Below are 19719 nucleotides of genomic sequence, written 5' to 3'. Positions count from 1 at the left end.
CCCACCCCCCCCCCCCCCGAATGTCCCAAATTTTCGTGTTTAACTCAATTATTTTCAACGATATGGGTGAAAATAATAAGAGGAAAAATCCCCTCAATTATGCACACTTTCCAGTGCACATCTCCCAAAAATACCCATTCGCCGCATGAAAAAGCCCTTCCTCCGTCGAACGGAGAAAGGGCTTTCTAAAATTAAATTTTCAGCTAAACCAGCGCGTTAATTCCCACTGGTAACTGCGGAATGAATCCCTGCGACTTGGCTTCCTCGACCACGACGTCGAGATTTGCCAGAACCTCGTCCACGGTCATCGTGTACATCTCGCGGGCGGCGTCATAGCCTTCCTCGACGAGCTGCTTGAGATACAGGCCGGCAACCTGCGCGGCTAGCTGGTCGGTGATGACCTTGCCGGTGCGCTTCTTCTGCTCAACCCAGGCGGTTGCGGGGAGCGCAATCCACATCGGCTTGTCGTTTACGTCAAAGCGGACGTCAACGGCGTCGGCGTGGCGCGTGGCAATGGCTACGATGTTGGCCTTCCAGCGGCAGTGAAGGTCTTCTCCGGTCCAGCGGTCGGTTACGTGGAAGTCTTCGTACATGCTTCCAGCGTATCACTGGAGAGCGGTGTGTGGAATGAGGGAATGAGACGGACGCTAGGGACTTTTCTTGCGTCCATTTCGCGCTCCTGAGAACATGGCAGTATGAAGATTTTCCTGTTTGTGCTGATGGCCACTGTTCTTGAAGCCACCGGAGATGCCGTGGTGCGCATTGCGCTGCACCAGAACAGCATTGCGGCGCGGATTGGCTTATTTGCCATTGGCGCGGTGGCGCTTACGCTCTATGGAACGTCGCTCAACCTGGCTCCGGTGGAGTTTGCGCAGGTTACGGGCATCTATATCGCCACCTTGTTCGTGGTCTTCCAGCTTACAAATTATCTCTTCTTTCGCGCTGTCCCAACCCTTCCGGTTTTGGCCGGCGGATGCCTGATTGTGATTGGGGGCCTGATTGTGGGTTTGTGGCGATAGAAAGGCCTTGTTGCAGGGGCATTTGCGGCAGAGCGGGGAGCGGTTGTAAAAGCATTTACCGGACTGTCGCTTTTATTGGCGTAAGGCGCGATAATATCGGACTGTGAACGAAAGACGTTGGGTTGTTTTAATTGCCGGCGAAAAAGGCGGCACGGAGTCGGTGGCTGACCGCGCTATGGAGCGCCTGGTCAGCGCCATTCAAGAAGAAGGCTATGAAGTTGTGCGCACCTCGACGCCCGAGGATGGGTTGTCGCTGGTGATGTCAGACCCGTCGCATTCGGCGATTCTGCTGGACTGGGATCTTGAGGGCGACAACCAGTTTGACGAGCGCGCCGCGCTGCAGATTTTGCGTGCTGTGCGCCAGCGGAACAAGAAGATTCCGGTCTTCCTGATTGCAGACCGTACGCTGGTGAGCGACCTGCCGCTTGAAGTGGTGAAGCAGGTTCATGAGTACATTCACTTGTTCGGTGATACGCCTGCGTTTATTGCGAACCGCGTGGACTTTGCCGTGGAGCGCTATCACGAGCAGCTTTTGCCGCCGTATTTTCGCGAGCTGAAGAAGTACACGGACCAGGGTGCGTACTCGTGGGACGCGCCGGGACACATGGGCGGCGTCGCGTATCTGAAGCATCCGATTGGCATGGAGTTCCACAGCTTTTTTGGTGAGAACCTGCTGCGTGCCGACCTTGGGATCTCTACGGCTCCGCTGGGGTCGTGGCTGGACCATATTGGACCTCCGGGAGACTCGGAGCGGAATGCCGCGCGCATCTTTGGCGCGGACTGGACGTTCTACGTGCTGGGCGGTTCTTCCACGTCGAACCAGATTGTTGGGCATGGCGTGATTGCGCAGGATGACATTGTTCTTGCGGATGCGAATTGCCACAAGTCGATTGCACATGTGCTGACGGTGACGGGAGCGCGGCCTGTTTATTTCAAGCCGACGCGCAATGGTTACGGCATGATTGGGCTGGTGCCGCTGTGGCGCTTTACGCCGGAGAGTGTGCAGGAACTGATTGCGAAGAGCCCGTTTACCGCGGATGCGCCGTCGAAGAAGCCTACCTATGCCGTGGTGACGAACTCCACGTATGACGGGCTTTGTTATGACGTGAACAAGGTGGTGGAGCAGCTTGCGAAGAGCGTGCCGCGCGTGCATTTTGACGAGGCGTGGTATGCGTATGCGAAGTTCCACGAGTTGTACAAGGGGCGCTTTGCGATGGGTGTTCCAGAGGAGATGCCGGATCGTCCGCTGATTTTTTCTGTGCAGTCTACGCACAAGATGCTGCCGGCGTTTTCGATGGCTTCGATGGTGCATGTGAAGTTGAGCGACAGGGCTCCGCTGGAGTTTGACCAGTTCAACGAGTCGTTCATGATGCACGGCACGACTTCGCCGTTTTATCCGCTGATTGCTTCGATTGACGTGGCGGCGGCGATGATGGATGAGCCTGCGGGGCACACGCTGATGCAGGAGACGCTGCTGGATGCGATTGCGTTTCGCAAGGCGATTGCTTCGGTGGCGCACCGTTTGCGCGCGGATGCGAAGAATGGCGATGGATGGTTCTTCAAGCTGTATCAGCCGGAGCGCGTGACGGACCCGGCGACGGGCGACAGCATGCTGCTGGAAGAGACGCCGGACCAGGTGCTCGCTACGCAGTCGAGCTGCTGGACGCTGAAGCCGGGCGAGATGTGGCACGGCTACCAGGATGCGGATATTGGCGACGGCTACTCGATGCTGGACCCTACGAAGGTCACAATCGTGATGCCGGGCGTGAATGCGCAGGGGCAGCTTGATACGTTTGGGATTCCGGCGGCGCTGCTGACGGAGTTTCTGGATGGGCGGCGCGTGGAGATTGCGCGTACGGGCGACTACACGGTGCTGGTGCTGTTCTCAGTGGGAACGAGTACGGGCAAGTGGGGCGCGCTGCTGGAAAATCTCTTCGAGTTCAAGCGGCTGTATGACTCGGATGCCGAGCTGACGGAAGCAATGCCGGAGCTGGTGTCGAAGTTTCCGCAGCGGTATCGCGGCGTAACGCTGCGCGAGCTGAGCGACGAGATGCACCTGGCGATGATTGAGTTGAACTTGCCGGGGCTGGTGAACGCGGCTTGCGACGAGGATTTTGACCCGGTGCTGACGCCGTGGCAGGCCTACCAGAAGCTGGTGCGCGGCGAGACGGAGAAGGTTCCGTTTGACGAGATGGCCGGGCGCATTGCGGCGGTGATGCTGGTGCCATATCCGCCGGGGATTCCGATGTGTATGCCGGGCGAGCGGCTTGGCGATGCGGGGAGCCCGGTGGTGAAGCTGATTTCCGCAATGGAAGAGTTTGGGCGGCGTTTTCCGGGGTTTGAGCGGGAAGTGCACGGCATTGAGGAGATTGGCGGGCGGTACTATATGCGGGCGGTGGTAGAGAAGTAGAAGTTGCTGCGTGGCGCCATTCCGAAACTGGCGCCTTCGCTGATAAACTATTGGGGTTGCAGCAGCAGTGCCTTCCTTTTTGCCGGGCTTGCTTAGTTCGATTGGCCTGCACAGATTCCAGAGAAAGAACACGAGAAAAAACAAGTGGATACACAGACACGTCACGCCCTGAAACAGGATCAGTTTGCACAGGCAACCGCGTCCGGCCTTGGTTGGCTGGAAGCGCATCGCGCCAACGCTGTGCGCTATGCCGTGATTGCCGGAGTTGCGCTGGTTGTGGTGATTGGCGCTCTTATCTTCTGGAATGTGCAGACCGGCGCCGCGGAGAAGGCTCTTGGAGCGGCGGTGGATACCTATACGGCTCCGCTGAACCAGCCGGGAGTGCCTGCGCAGAGCGGGTTTTATAACACTTCCGCCGAGCGCGCGAAGGCTGCGAATCAGCAGTTTGAGAATGTGGCGAAGAGCTACGGCTGGACTCCGGTGGGCGCGAAGGCGCACTACTTTACGGGAATTACCGCGGAAGAGCTGGGACAGAACGGCACGGCGGAGAGTGAGCTGAAGGCTGCTGCCGGTGCGTGGGATAAGAACACGGCCAATCTTGCGAAGCTTGCGCTGGCGGGGCTCTACCACCAGACGGGCCGCGATTCGCAGGCGGTTGATTTGTACAACGAACTGGCTGGCAGCCCTTCCAAGACGGTGAGCACGCCGGTGGCGCAGCTTGCGCTGGCTGACCTTTACGTTGCGCAGGGCAAGCAGGAGCAGGCGAAGGCTCTGTGGGCGAAGATTAAGGACGCCGATAAGGAAGGCATGGCCGGCTCGTTTGCGGCGCAGAAGTTAGGCGGAAAGTAAGTTTAGGGACGAGTGACGAAGGACGAGAGACGAAAAAGGCCTTCGATTTTTGAAGAGAATAATCCCACCTTTGCGGGTTCGCGGAGGTGGGATTTGCTATTTTGAGTGGGTAATTCGTCCATTGCATTGGGATGAGCAGAATTGCCCTGCTCTGCGTCTGGTGGCTGTATGGGCACCTTGGTATTGGAACGGGCGTGGATGGGGACGGCCGGGAGCGCTGTGTACGGGGAAATGAGCGAACGGACGAGCGAGCAGGCGCTTGCGGCACTGGTGGAGCAGTATGCAGGTACGCTCTATCGCGTGGCCTACTCTGTGCTGCGGCAGGCGGAAGACGCCGAGGACGCGGTGCAGGAGACGTTTCTGCGCGTGATGAAGCATCGCGAGATGCTGGGTGAGGTGCGCGACCATCGCGTGTGGCTGATTCGCATTGTGTGGAATATTGTGCTGGACCGGAAACGGCGGGCGAAGACGCGGCCGGAGACGGATGATGTGGCAGAGATGGCGCGGGTGCTTCCTGCGGAGGGTTTGAGCGCGGAGGAGCGCGCGGCGGCGGCGCAGCATCATGCGCATGTGCTGGCGATGGTGGAGACGCTGCCGGCGAAGGAGAAGGAAGTGCTGGCGCTTTCGGCGTTTGAAGAGCTTTCGAGCGTGGAGATTGCCGATGTGCTGGGCGTTACGGAGTCGAGTGTGAGGTCGCGGTTGTTTCGTGCGCGGAACTTGATGTCGGAGAAGATGGGACGGGCGCGAAAAGACCGCGGCGGGAGTGGGCTATGAGTGAGAACGAGGTTAACAATACGGGATTGAGTGAGGCGGAAGCTACGCTGCGGCTGATTGCGAATCTGCCTGCGCCGGAGGGTCTGGCGGAGCGGGTGCAGAAGGGATTGCAGGCGGTTCCGCGCAATGCGCGTGTGCTGGATTGGCCAGTTGCGGCGGAAGGCTCGCGAGGATGGCTGCCGGTTTGGACGCGTGGCGCTGCTGCAGCGGCGATTGTTTGCGTGGTGGCTGGCGGGGCATGGCAGATTTCTGCGCGGATGGCTGTTGTGGGCGCGGGGAATGCTACTGCTGCTCCGGTGAGGGTGCGGCCTGCGGGTGGGTTTTCTAGTGCCGGTGCGATGCGGACTCCTGAGACGCTGAATGGGCCAGTATTGACGAATCAGGGGCTGACGAAGAAGCCGCAGGGCGCGAAAGATGCGGATGCAGCGAAGAAGAAGGATTGGAAGGAGAAGGCTGCTGATGCTGGGCAGCGCTGAGTAACAAGCTAAACAGAACTGGACGAGTAAGAATGCGGCGCATGGTGTGGGAGAATGAATCCACCATGCGCCGTTCTTTTTGTCTTTTGATGCTTGTGTTGGGGAGTGCTGTCTGCGCGAGGGCGCAGGAGCCTGTGCATTTGCTGCTGGGTGGCAATGTTGTTACGCCGGAGGGCGTGATTGAGCATGGGTGGCTCGATATCTGGAAGGGCCACATTCTGCATGTGGAGCGTGCGAAGCCGGAGATTAGCGGGGCGCAGGTGGTAGAGACCGACGACCTGATTTTTCCGGGGTTTGTGGATCTGCATAATCATCCTTCGTTCAATGTTTTTCCGCGATGGACGCCACCGCATAAGTTTGCCAATCGCTATGAGTGGCGCGACTGGGATGTGTATCAGCGGCAGTTGGAGGCGAAGTATCGCGCGCTGCCGGCGGATAGCGTTTGCGACATTGACGAGTATGTGGAAGTGAAGGCGCTGATTGGGGGGACTACCTCGTTTATTGGGATGGGCGGGCCGGGTTGCATTCGCGGGCTGGTGAGGAACCTGGACCATGCGACGGGGTTTTATGGCGATGCGGTGGACCATGAGCGCATTGCGAACTCGATTGGGATTTTGCCGCGGGATATGGATGGGGCGACGGCGGCGAAGTATGCGCGGGAGATTCGCGATGGGGAGTTGGACTTGCTGGCGATTCATATTGCCGAGGGGCTGCCCACGGATGCGGAGTCTGCGCAGGAGCTGGATTTGCTGGAGGCTCATGGGCTGCTGACGGCGCATACGGCGCTGGTGCATTCGGTGGGGTTGAGTGAGAGCCAGTTGGCGCGGGTGCACCAGGCTGGGGCTTCGATTGTGTGGTCGCCGCGGTCGAACTTTGAGCTGTATGGGAAGACGGCGAATGTGGATGCGGCGTTTCGCGAGGGTGTGACGATTTCGCTGGCTCCGGATTGGTCGCCGAGCGGGTCGGACAATCTTTGGGAAGAGATTCAGTATGCGGACAGGGTGAGCCGCGAGCAGTTGCATGGGTTGTTCAGTGCGAGGCAACTGGTGGAGATGTCGTCGAGTGTGCCGGCGCGGGTGGCCCGGATTGACGACAAGGTGGGAACGATTGCGCCGGGGATGCTGGCGGATTTGTTTCTGGTTAAGGCTTCGGGTGCGGCGGGGAATCCTTACGATGCGATTGTGGCGAACCGGATTACGGCGATTGATCTGGTGATGATTGGCGGTGTGGCGGTGTATGGTGATGCGGGGAAGCTGCATTCGCTGGGCGTGGCCGGGGAGCCGCTGCGGGTTTGCGGTGCGGAGAAGGCGTTGAATCCAGCGGCGCTGCCGGTGGGGGCATTTGCACAGGTGGAGGCGAGGTTGCGGGCCAGGCTCGAAAAGGTTGGCAGTGAGCTTGGCCCGCTGGATAGTTGCGGGAAGTAGCGAATCAGGCTTCTTTCAAGATGGTGCGGATGAGGATGCCTAGCAGGGCCAGGATGGCCGCTCCGATGAATGCGGGGAGGAAGCCGTGGACGCGGAAGCCCTTGACGATGGCTGAGGCGAAGAGGATCATCAGCGCGTTGATGACTAGCAGGAAGATTCCCAGGGTGAGAATACTGATGGGGATGGTGAGAATCTTGAGGATGAGGCCGATGGTGGCGTTGAGCAGGCCGATGACGAGCGCGGCGGCGAGCGCGGAGCTGAAGCTCTGGACTTCAAAGGCGGGGATGACTTCCGCGGTGACGATGAGGGCGAGAGCACTCAATAACCAGTGAACAAGAAGCTTGAACATAAGGGATGGTTCTCCTTGTGTGGGTTATGGTATCGGAAAAGCTGCTGAGGCTAAGTGTATCTATTTTTAGAACCAGCTTTTCCAGAATGCTTGGATGCGGGTGGGTGGGGTGTTGCTGCCTGGGGAATTGGAGTCGGAGGATTGGCGGTACCCGGCATACCTCAGGCCTAAAGGCCCTCCTCTTTATTTGTCGGTTTGATTGCCGGGGTTGAAGCCCCGGCCTATCTTTGACTCGAAATTCCAGAAGAACCTGCTTTCAGGCGGCGGCGGATTGTGGGGGCTGCTGCGCGGTGAAGAGCTGGTACTCGGCCATGCGGCGGCGTTCGAGGCCGGGGAGGATTTTGGCTCCGGCGTGGTCCCAGCGGAGGATTTGGCGGGCGGCGTCGGGGTAGCGGGCTTCGTTGAGGTCCTTGAGCAGTGTGGAGGAGGCCAGGCGTGCGGAACCGAGGTTGAAGACGAAGTCTACGAGGGCGTCGAACTGGCCTTGTGTGAGCGGGACTTTGACGAGGCGGGTGACGGACTGCTCGGCGGCGGCGATGTCGGCGGCGAGGATGGTTTCGGCCTGTGGCTCGGTCATGCGACCGGAGAAGCAGTCGGTGGGGCGGATGCGGTGGCCGTAGCCGATGGTGAGGAGGCCTACGGCGTCCTTGTACAGGGTGGGGCGGAAGCCTTCGGACTGCTTGATGAGGTTGATGCCCTGAGGGCTGGTGCGCATGGTGGGTCTCCTTTTGGCGGTTGTGCATGAAAAATGCCGCTCCCGGGTGGGAGCGGCATTATGTTGCTGATTTGGTTGCGTTTGTAGGTGTTCTTTGGTGTTTATTAAGTGGTTAATGGGGTGACGGAAAGTGGTTACTTTGCGGAAAAAATAAAAATTCTTTCCTTTTTTCTGGCTTGGATTGTGGGTCTACAGTCTCACAGTCCCAGTATTAAGAGGGGGGAGTATCTTCCGGCCCTTAAAACGGAACGGCCCGATTCCTTTGGAATCGGGCTGTTTTTCTGCTTATTTTTAGTTTGGCATAAAAGGCCATAATTGAGCGCAAACCTGGAGAAGATTTTTGCTTAATAGAATCAATGAGTTAGGAAATATTTTCGAGTTTGGGACTTGACAAGGGTTTTCCACAGGAGAGCAGGGTACAGGGGATAGGGTGTGGGGTACAGGGTTTTTAGATAAAGGGCTCAGAACTGTAAAAGACGGAAAAACTGTAAAAGGCAAAAACTATACAAGGCAACCGCAGATCCTTCGCTCCGCCTACCCCATGCACGATGAAACCTGTGCGCGGGGCCCCAATGCGCTTCGTGCAGGATGATACCCGATGATTTTGCGGGTGAACGAAGATGAGAGGGGGGGACGAGGAAGGGCAGCCCATCGGGCTGCCCTTCCTCGTTTGGGGTTGTTCTGCGACTACGGGAGGTAGTAGCGGAAGGAGGTTTCTACGACGTTGTCCGTGCCCTGGGCAGAGCCGCTCGGGTTGAGCGGGCCACCTACACCAGACCAGAGGTTGCGAGCGAAGTAGCTGTACTGGATGCCCTGACGCAGACGACCTTTCGAGCCGCGGTAGATGTCATACCAGTAGCCAGCGGTGGCTTCCTGCACGTCCTTGTTCTGGTTGCCGCAATGGGCCGGCCCAACCGTGGAAGGCGGGAAACCATTGGTCACCGTTGAAGCAGGAGCAGGCTCTGTGTTGCAGCCCGACATGTCGGTCAGGTACGAGCCGTAGCCCCACGTGCCGCCATCGGTCTGGCGATATACGTAATCGCCACCATAGTTCAGGTAGATGGAGAGGCGCTTGGTGGGAGTGAGTTCCAACGTTGCCAAGCCGGAGAGGTTCTTGAGGGGCACGATGCCGCCCCAAGGCGCAATCGTGACATCCGCAATGGTGGAGCTGCCGTAGCGGCCAACGCCCTTGCCGTACAGAGCCTTCAGGCCAACCGAACCATACTTGCCGAGAGGTCCGCGGAAGCCGCCGCCGATGCCTGCACCCACAGCGTCGTCATTCTTAGCTTCCGTGTAGCCATTGGCCACGTTCGGGTAGATGCGATCACGGAACATACGCTGGATACCGAAGACTTCAAAGTGTCCCCAGCCGGGTTCAACTGCCAGCTTGGCGACGATGTCCGGAGCCAGGTTGTAAGAGATGTTCGCATTGAACGCGTTGTAGAGACCGCCGCTGTTGCCCAACTGGCCGAGCAGCACAAAGGCGGGCAGACCCGAACCGGCCGGGTTCAGAGTCTCCGCATTTTCCGCCGAGACACCGAGGGCAAACTTGTTACCGAAGTCCTTCGAGACGCGGAAGCCATACTGACGCGCCCACACAAAGCCGGCGTTGTACTGCGGGTCGATGGTGCCCGGGAGGATTTCCGTGCCGTTATCCAGCAGGTGCGTGGTTTCCGTCGCGAGAGACCACATCTGGCCGCCGGTGAACTTCCAGCCGCTCTGCAGCGCTGCCTGCGCCCACAACTGGCGCTGACGCAGCACGTAGCTGTTCGACTGGTTGTTGTTGGAGGTTGCGCCTGCACCCAACCAGTCCATTTCGTAGTAGGCGGTCATGGTCATGTTGTTCAGTCTGCCAACGGCCTTGAGGGCCAGGCGGGACTGACGACCTTCTCCCTGGAATTCGCTTACGTTGCCTGTTTCCCCATGTTCCAGCGGAATGCCGGTGAACTGGGTGTTGATGCCGCCACCCGTTGCCGCGCTACGCCATACTGTTGCGGCTTCGATAAAGCTGCCAGCCGGCGAAATCGTGATGCCCTTGTAATGGATTGTGTCCGGGCTCTCGAGCTGCTGCTTGATTTTGGAGGTTTCGTCGGAGACGGTGGTGGCCAGCGAAAGCTGGTTCGCCTTCAGGTCGTTGACCGTGCCCTGAAGCGCGCTGACCGCAGTGGCATTGTCAGACAGTCCGGCGGCAGCGGCGTTGGCCTTGTCGGCAGCGGCCTGCGCGTCGGCGGCCTGCTGCTGCGCCTGGCGCAGAGCGGCGTCCTTGGACGCGAGGTCAGTCTTCAGACCATCGATCTGTCCCTGAAGGTCGCGGCGGAGTGCGTCGATCTGATCGCAGCTACCGCAGGTTTCAACATGCGCGGCTTTCTTGGCCTTATGCTTCTTTGGCGTGCCGTCGCTCGCCACGGCATACGTGCCAGGGATGCTGGCTGCCAGGATCATTGCGGCAACCGCTTTGAGTTTGAAATTCATTGGGCCTCTCTTGTTCAGTTCAGCGTTGTTTCATGCACCCGGCGTGCTCCGACGGTTTGCTTCGGAACTATTCCGGACACAACCAGATCCCCAGGCGCACACCTATTGCGGCGTGCAAACCCAGTTGCTTCCAGCCTCAGACTGACAGGAGAAGATGAATATATGACTAATTTACAGAGATTTAATGGTTGTAACAGATTGATAAAAGAGAATTTACGCTGCATTAATCTTTGTGAAGGCGGGGTCGGTTAAAGGAATTTGACGGAATTAGATATTGGGGCAAGCATGGCGTTTTTGAGAAGAAGTCCGGGGCTAAAGCCCTTTTCTTTTCTTCGTTAGTTTTTCAGGGGCCTGAAGGCCCCTACTCCCTCCATACAAAACACATTCGATTCGTCAGAGGCTGTTTAGTGTGCGGCTCCGGCGCTTAGGAGGTTTGCTAGCAGGCGGTAGGAGCCGGGGACCAGCTCCGGGAGTTGCCGGTAGAGCGCGTAGGCAACATAAATATAGGTTCCTTTGCCGGTGGCGGCGGTGTTGCGAACTACGATGAGGCCGCCGCGCTGCGGGTCCTGGCCTGCGTCGGCTGTCTCGGTGAGGGGTGTGTAGCCGGGGTCCCATGAGACAAGGAAGGAATGGCCGCGCTCTTCTACCCAGTTGTCAAAATCGGCGATGGTGATGGTGTTGGGCCAGCTCATGAGCGGGTCCTGGGGGGCGAGGATTTTTACGGGGGCGGTTTCGTCTACGACGTTTTCAGGAGATTGCGGATGGCCGAGGTCGAGCGGCAGCGGGGAAGGGAAGGCGGTTCGCTGATATTGCACGATGAGCGTGCCGCCGGCTTTTACGAAGGCGTCGAGGCGGGCGTGGTTGGTGGTTAGCTCAGGGCGCGTGGTGTAGGCGCGGATGCCGATGACGATGACGTTGAAGGTGGAGAGGTCGGCGGAGGCGATTTCCGAGGCGGAGAGCAGGTGCGGGGTGATGCCCATGGCTTCCATTGCTTCCGGGACGAGGTCGCCTGCACCCATGACGTATCCGACGCGCAGGCCGGGGGCTAGCTTGACGTCGATTTTGCGGGTTTTGAGTTCTGCTGCGTTGTAGAGGTTGTAGGGGCGCAGGCCGTCGTAGCCTACGCGCTTCCATCCGCTGGTGTAGCTTGCGTTGCCGGATTGTGCGACGGCTTGCAGGCTGTAGGCGGTGGCTTGTGCGGCGCTGGGTGTGACGGAGAAGAGGATTGGTTCGGTGTTGCTGGCGGATTTGGTGGCGAAGTGGGCTTCCGCGGGTTGGGAGGTCCAGCCTGCGGGGAGCTTGAGGGAGACGGTGCCTTCGGCGGCGTGCTGCGTGTGGACTACGACCTTGACTGGAAGAGGGCTTCCGTCGAGGGGAAGGATGCGGGCTTCGGGTGTCATGCTGACGCCGATGGCGGGGGTGATGACGAGAGGTTCGTAGAGGCCGCCTTCGCCGGGAATGTGCTGGAGGGTTTGCACGACGGAGCTGAGGCGGATGGGGACGCCGTCGAAGTCGTACTCGACCCAGGCTTCAAGCGGCCAGGGAGCGAAGGAGCGTCCGCGCCATGCGGGGTTGGCTACGTCGTAATAAGGCTGCTCGATGGAGGGGCGCGTGAAGTAGGGCTCGGTGGGCTTGGCGGCGGCTTCGACTTGCGCACGGTAGAAGATGTCGTTTGCGGGCGTGCTGGGGGCGGTTGCTGAAGGGATGGCTGATGCTGTGATTTCGCTGGAGGGGCTGACGAGGCCGTTTTTGGATAGCACGGCGGACGGCTCGGCGTGGGAGGTGTGGATGCGGACGGAGAATTCTTCGCCGGGGGAGACGCTGGCGGGTGTTTCGTCGGCGGAGTCGCCGCGGGACATGCCGCGCGAGGTTGATGCTGACTTTGTGCGGAAGGCGGTTAGTTCGAGGCCGAGGAGTTGCTGCAGGGCGGATTGGAAGTCGTCGATTTTGTAGTTCAGCTCGAGGATGAGACTGGCTTTGGCCTGAGGGTTTAGCTCGCTGGTGGAGATGTGGTCGCGTAGCTCGATGGTTCGCTGGTAGATTGCGGCGAGCTCGTGGGCGGCCATGATGTTGGCGCGGGGATCGCGGCGAGCGGTGAAGGCGGCTAGCTCGGTGTCGATTCCGCTGAGGCCGTCACGGAGCCATTGCGGCGGGTTGTCGCCAGCGAGGTAGCTTAGGGCTGCGAGGCTTGGCGGGATGGCTACGTGGTCGTTGAGGAAGAGGCTGTGGTTGCCGGTGTTGGTTTTGCTGGCGGCTGCTACGGGGGCTACGGCCCAGAGGTGGTAGCTGGAGGTTGCGGGGCCGCTGAGCGCGGGGCTTGCGCCGCCGTATTGCGACTTCTGCATGCCCCAGCCTTCGCGGGAGATTTGAACGGGGCTGCGGCCGAGGATTTCATCGCGGTTGCCGACGGGGATGGTTACGTCAGCAGTGAGCGCGGTGTGGGTGGTTTCGCCGGTTATGTAGTTTTTGAATTCGACGGGCGCCCACTTGCCGGTTGCGTAATCGAAGATGCCTTGCTGCGTGAGCTGCGCGCGAGGGACCATGCCGTAGACGGCGAGCGGTTGCCAGGGTTGGATGCCGTCTTTGAGCTGGTCGGGGAAGACCTTGGGATCGCCTGCGGCTTTGAAGACTTCCTGTGCGATTTCGCCGGAGACCTGATGCTGGCCGTGGCCGTCGCTTACGGCCCCGATGAAGGTGGCGACGATGACTTGCGGGCGCATGCGGCGTACGGCCAGCACGGCATCGTAGAGTACGCGGTCGTGGCCCCAGCGGGTGAAGGACTCTTCCATTGTTTTGGAGAAGCCGAAGTCGGCTTGCGTGCCCCATAGCTGGGTTGCGCCGTAGTATTCATCGGCTTTGAGGAGCTCGTTAGTGCGGATGAGGCCGAGGGTGTCGTAGGTTTCAGGGCCCATGGCGTTCTGGCCGCCTTCGCCGCGGGTGAGCGTGAGCAGGGTGGTGCGTACGCCTTGCGTGCGGCTGAGGTATGCGAGCAGGGGGCCGTCTTCGTCGTCGGGGTGGGCGACGATCATCATGACGCTGGCCGTGGTGTTGAGGCGGCGGAGAGCTTGTTCCAGGGCTGCGTTGCCGCGATCTTCTCCTAAGGGAAGAGCGATGGAGCTGGCTTCGTGAGGAGCCAGCGCGGATGGGTCCCACTGCTGCGCGTGCGTGTTGGTGCTTACGAGAATGGTTGCGGCAAGGACGGGGATTGCGATGCGCGCGGCTGCGCTGTGAGATCTCTTCGCAAGGAACATAGGTGTCGCCAGTGTACAATCCGCCAGAGCGTCTTTGAAATTACTCTTCAACTATGGTTGAACCTACATCCATGTCTGGCAATGCGCCTCATCTTGAACGCCGCATAGGGCTGCGCCCGGCTGTGCTCTTCAACATGCTGGAGATGATTGGCGTGGGGCCGTTTATCACGCTGCCGCTGGTGATTGCGGCGGCGGGGTTTCATCTTTCAACGTGGGCGTGGCTGCTGGGCGCGGCGATTGCGGTTTGCGATGGGCTGGTGTGGGCGGAACTGGGCGCGGCGTTTCCGCGGGCGGGTGGCTCGTATGCTTTTTTGCGCGAGATTTATGGGGCGGAGAAGGCAGGGAACTGGCTTAGCTTTCTCTACGTGTGGCAACTGAGTTTTTCTGCGCCGTTGTCGATTGCTTCGGGGTGCATTGGGTTGTCGGGATTTCTGGCGTGGTTTTGGCCGGGATTGGATGCTGCGCCGTTTGCTGCGTTGCCGCAATTGCATTGGGGGAACTTTGCAGCGGCTGGCGCTTGTTTGCTGGTGACTGCTCTGCTTTATCGCAACCTGAGCGCGGTTACCCGGCTGGCGTGGATTTTGTTTGCCGGCGTGATTACTGCGATTGCGGGGGTGATTGTTTCAGGGTTTGCGCATGCGGCTTCGGTGGGGGGATGGCATATGCCCGCAACGCCTGCGCAGTCGGCGGCGCTGGCGCTGGGCGGGCTTGCGCAGGCTACGCTCATTACTACTTACGACTATTGGGGCTACTACAACATTACGTTCCTGGGCAGCGAGGTGAAGCAGCCGGAGCGCACGATTCCCCGTGCGATTTTGATTTCGATTGCGATTGTTTCCGCGATGTATGTTGGGATGAATCTTGCGGCGCTTCCGGCTGTGCATGACAGCGCGAAGGCTGTTGCCACGGTTGCGTCACGGCTGCAGCTTGTTGCGGATATTGCAGGCTCTGCCTTTGGGCACTGGGCTGGGGCGCTGATGGCTGCTCTTGTTGTGTGGACGGCGTTTTCTTCTGTGTTTTCGCTGCTGCTGGGGTATTCGCGTGTGCCTTATGCTGCGGCCAAGGAAGGGAACTACTTTGGCTTTCTTGCTGCGGTGCATCCGAAGCATCATATTCCGCACCGCTCGCTGATTGCGCTGGGAGTGGTTGCATCGCTGTTCTGCTTTTTCTCGCTGCAGCAGGTGATTACGATGCTGGTGGTGACGCGGATTCTGCTGCAGTTCTTTTTGCAGCAGATTGGCGTGATGTGGCTGCGAGCGAAGCAGCCGGGGCTGGTGCGGCCATTTCGGATTCCGTTTTATCCGCTGCCTCCGCTGGCGGCTATGGCGGGCTTTCTTTTTATTCTTGCGAACCGCGTGAATGCGCTGCAGGGGCTGGCTGTTGCGGCGGGGATTGGGATTTCAGGGACGGGGATTTATCTGTTGCGGGCTCGCGCTACGCGGCAGTGGCCGTTTGCCTCCAACGAAAGGTTGTAACCAATTTGGCCAGTTGGGTGTCTAATGGTCGCTGAGGCTTCCCATGCTTATTCATAAGAGATCTGATATTCCTTCGTCTGACATTACGCCGAAGGAGAAGTTCATGAGCCGCCGCAATTTTCTTGGCGGGGCGCTTGCTGTGTCTGCTGCTGCTCTTGGGGCGGAACGCATTGCTGAGCTTGTTTCGCCGGCGCACAGCGTTCTGGCTGACACGCGTTTGCAGACTGTTGCCAGCCCGCTGACTACGAAGGGCGAAGAGTTGACGAGCTTGCAGTACATTACGAGCTACAACAACTATTACGAGTTTGGTGTGGACAAGAGTTTGCCTGCAAAGAATGCGGGCAAGCTGCCTACGCGGCCATGGACTGTTCGCGTGGAAGGGCTGGTGAAGCAGCCGAAGACGTTTGATATTGATACGCTGCTGAAGATGCGTCCGCTTGAGGACCGCGTGTATCGCCACCGCTGCGTTGAGGCGTGGAGCATGGTGGTTCCGTGGGTGGGCTACTCGCTTTCAGAATTGATTAAGCAGTGTGACCCGCTTTCGACGGCGAAGTATGTGCAGTTTCTTTCCTACTATGACCGCAAGGTTGAGTCGTGGGCGGGTGAGAGCACGATTGACTGGCCTTACTCCGAAGGGCTGCGCATGGATGAGGCAATGAATCCGCTGACGCTGCTGACCTTTGGGCTTTATGGCGAGGTGCTGCCGAATCAGAATGGCGCGCCGGTGCGCATTGTGGTGCCGTGGAAGTATGGCTTCAAGTCGGCGAAGTCGATTGTTGCGATCCGCTTTGTTGCGAAGCAGCCGCGCACTACCTGGAATGACCAGAACAGCGGCGAATATGGCTTCTACTCGAATGTGAATCCGAATGTGGACCATCCGCGCTGGAGCCAGAAGACGGAGCGCAGGATTGGCGCGTCGCTGTTTGCGCAGCGCAAGACAACGCTGATGTTTAATGGGTACGGCGACCAGGTGGCTTCGCTCTACAATGGCATGGACCTGCGTAAAAACTATTGAGGGTGTAAGCGAAGCCGACTGATGAAACGCTCGACGATTATTTTGCTGAAGGTTCTTACGTGGATTGGCTGCCTTGTGCCGTTTGCGCGGCTTGTTTATGGCGCGCTTACGCCTGCAGGGCTGGGCGCGGACCCGGCGGCGAATGTGGAGTTATCCACTGGCTATACCACGCTCGTTCTCATTGCTATTACGCTTGCGATTACGCCAGTGCGGCGTTTGATTCCCAGCCTCAGTTGGCTGGTTCGTTTCCGCCGCTTGCTTGGCCTTTTCGCGTTCTTCTACGCGACGGTTCATATGCTTGCGTATGTGGCGCTCTATGCCGGCTTTGATGTGAACACGATACTGGAAGATGTTGCGAAGCGGCGCTTTATTACGGTGGGCGTGGCTGCGTGGGTGTTGCTGCTGTCGCTTGCGATTACTTCCACTACATGGGCGATTCGCAAGATGGGCGGCAAGCGATGGAACCTGCTGCATAAACTCATTTACGTGATTGCGTTCCTGGGGCTTGTGCACTTCTGGTGGCAGGTGAAGACGGGGGTGCTGACGCCGGTTCCGTTGACGATTATCATTGGGTCGCTGCTGCTGGTGCGCGTTTTCTTTGCACTATGGAAGCTTGTCCGGAGGCGTGTGCCGCAGTCCGCATAACGATTATTGCTGCGGTGCGGTGGGGGATGAGCCCGATGCCGCGGTGGTTTTCTTTGTGGATGGATCGGGGGTTTCCAGAACGATTGCGTCCATATCGTTTTGAACGACCAAGGGGAGTTCCGCAGCTTTCTGGCTGTCCGGGTTGTCTATCTCCCATTGCGTATCCTGATCGTCCCCCCAGAAGATTCCTAGGCCTGCATCCCCATCTGTGGGGTCGGAGTTGGGCAGCGAATTTTCGCTTGCGATTGCCTGCAGGATGAAGGAGTCTTCCGGCACATACGGAATCGTGAACTCGCCATTGACCGCAAGCCCTACCCGCGCTGTCTCGCGTGTGTCTGCAAAGAGCAGGCGCAGAGCGGCGGTTGGTGGAGGCTGACCAGTGCGTTTCATAATGACACGGCCGCGCAGGGTGTGCAGTTTTTGCAGAGGAATGGTGATGTCTGCGCCGGCGAAGCTTTCCCCACCGTCAATCTTGATGGTCTTGGCAGCGCTTGGCCGCATTGTGTTGCCGTAATAGACAGTGAGCGAGCCTGTGGAAGAGGACTCAAGCGCCAAGGTGATGAGGTTGATCTGCGCGCTGTTGTGGGTGGGGGTGGGAATCTGCACGTCTACGATGTACTCACCGGGTGCAATGCCAAGCAGGCGGAAACGGCCACGATCATCTGTGACGTGTGAGCGCTGGTCAGCGTATTCGAGAAAGCCTGCGTACCTTTTTTCCTCGCCCGGCTTTTGGGGCTCGGTGGATTTCTGGTGCAGGCCGATTTGCAAGCTGATAGCGGGGCTGCCGTCGTCGTAGAGAACTGTTCCGTCTATTTCTGCTGCGCGCTCGAGGCGTATGGAAATGGAGGAAGTTTCGCCGGTTGTGACCTCGACTTTGGTGACGCGGGCTTCGAGTTCCTTGCGGTCTTTGTCAGAGAGGGTGGAGAGCTGATTCGACTTTGATGAGGAAAGCGGATTGAGATAGCCTGCCAGCAGAGGCGAAACGTAGTAGCTTCCTTCCGGGACTCCGGTAATCGTAAAGCGGCCCTCTAGGTCGGTTGTGGAGGCAAGCATGTGAGGCATGTCCACCCCGGAGGCCGGGACGAGGATGATGCCGACGCGGCGTGCGGGCATGTTTGTGTCGGCGCAGTAGGCGGTGCCGATTACTGTGCCTCGGGCGGCTTTTGCGGTTGGCGCGTGTTTGGGCGACTGCGCTGTTATGCCGCAGAACGTGCAGAGCAGCATCGTGGCGGCGAGTAAGCGCATCGTTCTCCCCCCTTTTAAGTAGTGAGATCGATCTCCGAAGAAAATGCTAACAGCGTTTGGACTACGGGGCTCCAGTTCTTGCGGTGGAGCGGGGTGGGGCCTAGTTTGGCGAGGGCTGCCATGTGGGCGGGGGTGCCGTAGCCTTTGTGCTTGGCGAGGCCATAGCCGGGGTATTGGCTGTCCAGCTCTACGATCATGCGGTCGCGGTAGACTTTCGCGAGGATGCTGGCGGCGGCGATGGAGACGCTTGTGGCGTCGCCCTTGATTACGGATTGCTGCTTGCAGGGCCAGTCGATTGTATCGACGCCGTCGATTAGCAGGTGGTCGGGGGTGAGGGCTAGCTGCTCGACGGCTCGGCGCATGGCGAGGAGCGAGGCGCGGCGGATGTTGATGCGGTCGATGGTTTCTACATCGACGGCGGCGATGGCCCAGGCTACGCAGTTGGCGCGGATTTCAATGTCGAGGGCTTCGCGCTTTTTTTCGGAGAGCTTTTTGGAGTCGTTGAGGCCTTGGAGGTGGCAGCCCTTGGGGAGGATGACTGCGGCTGCGACTACAGGGCCAAACATGGGGCCGCGGCCAACTTCATCGACACCGGCGATGCGGAGTGCGCCGCTCTTACGGGCGGCGTCTTCGAGGGACCATCCGCAGATGGGGGCTGGCCGGGAGATTCGGGGCATGTTTTCAGTATAGGGAGCGAGCGCGGTTATTCCTTGTGGAATTCGTAGTCGCGTTCTACGCGGCAGATGCGGACTTTGTAGTGGGCGTACCAGTTGGCGCGGCCACGGTTCTGGGCTATGAGGTGGTCGGCGTTGCGCTTCCAGTTGGCGATGGCTTCGAGGGTTTGCCAGTAGGAGACGGTGATGCCGAGGTCTTCACGGGCGGATTCTATGCCGAGGAAGCCGGGTTGTTCGGCGGCGAGTTTGACCATGGTTTCAGCCATTGTGCCATAGCCGTTGTCGCCTTCTGTGCGGAGCGAGGTGAAGATTACGGCGTAGTAGGGCGGGGCGGGAGTGGATGCGGTTGGCAATTTGGGCCTCCGGGATAATGGTAGCGGTAGCCCAACCCCACCCGTGGCACAAAAGACCTGCCACGAATGGGGCACCCAGGTTTGTGGTGAATGGGGCAAAAGCAAGAACCCCGGCCAAGGCCGGGGTTCTTTGTAAATCGGAATGGAAGGCTAATTAAGCCCGAGCGGCTGCCTTGGCGGCTACTGCGCGATCCACTTCCTGGAGGCGGGCAGCCTTGCCACGGAGCTTGCGGATGTAGAACAGCTTGGCGCGGCGGACCTTGAAGCTGCGAACCTTCTCGACCTTATCGACAACCTTCGAGTTGAAGGGGAAGATGCGCTCGACGCCCTGGCCGAAGCTCATTTTGCGGACTGTGAAGGTGCCCTGGGGGCCGTTGTTAATCGCAATGACCAGACCTTCAAAGGCCTGGAGGCGCTCTTTATCGCCTTCCTTAATCTTGACCTGGACGCGAACCTGGTCGCCGGGGACGAACTTGGGCAGATCGGTGCGCTTCAGCTTGTCGGCGAGGCGCTGCATTACTGGATGGATGGACATAGCTAGCTTCTTCCTGCGTTTGAACTCAGAATTTTTAG

18 protein-coding genes are annotated in these 19719 nt (G+C 59.2%); 9 read left to right on the top strand and 9 right to left on the bottom strand.

The features are described 5' to 3' along the window. Positions 1–203: 203 nt before the first annotated feature. Positions 204–593, bottom strand: a complete 390-nt coding sequence (locus tag AC5S3R_RS13755; RefSeq protein ID WP_494267637.1) for a hypothetical protein — start codon at positions 591–593, stop codon at positions 204–206. Between the two features lie 102 nt (positions 594–695). Here AC5S3R_RS13755 and AC5S3R_RS13750 point away from each other — a divergent pair, with 102 nt between their 5' ends. The 6 genes from AC5S3R_RS13750 to AC5S3R_RS13725 all read left to right on the top strand — a co-directional run bounded on the left by AC5S3R_RS13750 (position 696) and on the right by AC5S3R_RS13725 (position 6952). Beyond that, positions 696–1019 (top strand): hypothetical protein, encoded by a 324-nt coding sequence (locus AC5S3R_RS13750; RefSeq protein WP_494267636.1) that lies wholly within the window; start codon positions 696–698, stop codon positions 1017–1019. Positions 1020–1122: 103 nt separating this feature from the next. Continuing rightward, positions 1123–3429, top strand: coding sequence for an Orn/Lys/Arg family decarboxylase (locus tag AC5S3R_RS13745; protein WP_494267635.1), 2307 nt, complete (start codon positions 1123–1125; stop codon positions 3427–3429). Positions 3430–3573: 144 nt separating this feature from the next. Then, the gene (locus AC5S3R_RS13740; RefSeq protein ID WP_494267634.1) at positions 3574–4278 is read left to right on the top strand and encodes a tetratricopeptide repeat protein; all 705 of its coding nucleotides are present in this window, start codon (positions 3574–3576) and stop codon (positions 4276–4278) included. Positions 4279–4509: 231 nt separating this feature from the next. Then, entirely contained in the window at positions 4510–5052 is a 543-nt protein-coding gene (locus tag AC5S3R_RS13735; protein WP_494267633.1) for an RNA polymerase sigma factor, read from the top strand. Continuing rightward, complete coding sequence (locus tag AC5S3R_RS13730; protein WP_494267632.1) at positions 5049–5528, top strand: hypothetical protein; 480 nt, start codon at positions 5049–5051, stop codon at positions 5526–5528. Before AC5S3R_RS13735 ends, AC5S3R_RS13730 begins: the two co-directional genes overlap by 4 nt. Positions 5529–5593: 65 nt before the next feature. Further along, on the top strand, positions 5594–6952 hold the full coding sequence (locus AC5S3R_RS13725; RefSeq protein WP_494267631.1) for an amidohydrolase family protein: 1359 nt from the start codon (positions 5594–5596) through the stop codon (positions 6950–6952). A gap of 4 nt (positions 6953–6956) precedes the next feature. On the opposite strand, the gene AC5S3R_RS13720 is transcribed toward AC5S3R_RS13725, so the two are convergent. From AC5S3R_RS13720 to AC5S3R_RS13705, 4 genes are all read right to left on the bottom strand, one after another. Next, entirely contained in the window at positions 6957–7301 is a 345-nt protein-coding gene (locus AC5S3R_RS13720; protein WP_494267630.1) for a phage holin family protein, read from the bottom strand. 256 nt (positions 7302–7557) lie between these two features. Next, positions 7558–8016 carry a lysozyme gene (locus AC5S3R_RS13715; protein ID WP_494267629.1) on the bottom strand — a complete coding sequence of 153 codons (459 nt, stop codon included), beginning with the start codon at positions 8014–8016 and terminating at the stop codon, positions 7558–7560. Positions 8017–8703: 687 nt separating this feature from the next. Next, positions 8704–10488: a hypothetical protein gene (locus AC5S3R_RS13710; protein WP_494267628.1), complete on the bottom strand. Its 1785-nt coding sequence runs from the start codon at positions 10486–10488 to the stop codon at positions 8704–8706. Between the two features lie 404 nt (positions 10489–10892). Continuing rightward, positions 10893–13739 (bottom strand): PIG-L family deacetylase, encoded by a 2847-nt coding sequence (locus AC5S3R_RS13705; RefSeq protein ID WP_494267627.1) that lies wholly within the window; start codon positions 13737–13739, stop codon positions 10893–10895. A 53-nt stretch (positions 13740–13792) separates the two neighbouring features. Here AC5S3R_RS13705 and AC5S3R_RS13700 point away from each other — a divergent pair, with 53 nt between their 5' ends. From AC5S3R_RS13700 to msrQ, 3 genes are read left to right on the top strand one after another with little or no spacing between them, the layout of a single operon-like run. Then, a complete protein-coding gene (locus AC5S3R_RS13700; protein ID WP_494267626.1) occupies positions 13793–15214 on the top strand; it encodes an APC family permease in 1422 nt (473 codons plus the stop codon). Positions 15215–15257: 43 nt separating this feature from the next. Beyond that, the gene (msrP, locus tag AC5S3R_RS13695) at positions 15258–16229 is read left to right on the top strand and encodes a protein-methionine-sulfoxide reductase catalytic subunit MsrP (RefSeq protein WP_494267625.1); all 972 of its coding nucleotides are present in this window, start codon (positions 15258–15260) and stop codon (positions 16227–16229) included. Between the two features lie 21 nt (positions 16230–16250). Continuing rightward, on the top strand, positions 16251–16874 hold the full coding sequence (gene msrQ / locus AC5S3R_RS13690) for a protein-methionine-sulfoxide reductase heme-binding subunit MsrQ (protein WP_494267624.1): 624 nt from the start codon (positions 16251–16253) through the stop codon (positions 16872–16874). Between the two features lie 3 nt (positions 16875–16877). Here the strand turns inward: msrQ and AC5S3R_RS13685 are convergent, their stop codons facing one another. From AC5S3R_RS13685 to rplS, 4 genes are all read right to left on the bottom strand, one after another. Further along, a complete protein-coding gene (locus tag AC5S3R_RS13685) occupies positions 16878–18119 on the bottom strand; it encodes a hypothetical protein (RefSeq protein WP_494267623.1) in 1242 nt (413 codons plus the stop codon). Between the two features lie 14 nt (positions 18120–18133). Beyond that, on the bottom strand, positions 18134–18796 hold the full coding sequence (gene rnhB, locus AC5S3R_RS13680) for a ribonuclease HII (protein WP_494267621.1): 663 nt from the start codon (positions 18794–18796) through the stop codon (positions 18134–18136). A gap of 26 nt (positions 18797–18822) precedes the next feature. Beyond that, positions 18823–19146: an antibiotic biosynthesis monooxygenase family protein gene (locus AC5S3R_RS13675; RefSeq protein WP_494267620.1), complete on the bottom strand. Its 324-nt coding sequence runs from the start codon at positions 19144–19146 to the stop codon at positions 18823–18825. 154 nt (positions 19147–19300) lie between these two features. Beyond that, positions 19301–19681 carry a 50S ribosomal protein L19 gene (gene rplS / locus AC5S3R_RS13670; RefSeq protein ID WP_494267619.1) on the bottom strand — a complete coding sequence of 127 codons (381 nt, stop codon included), beginning with the start codon at positions 19679–19681 and terminating at the stop codon, positions 19301–19303. Positions 19682–19719 lie beyond the last annotated feature (38 nt).

Source organism: Occallatibacter sp. FHG110214_02 (assembly GCF_059115385.1).
Note: the sequence above shows the minus strand (reverse complement) of the source record. Positions and strands in the feature narration are given on the sequence as shown.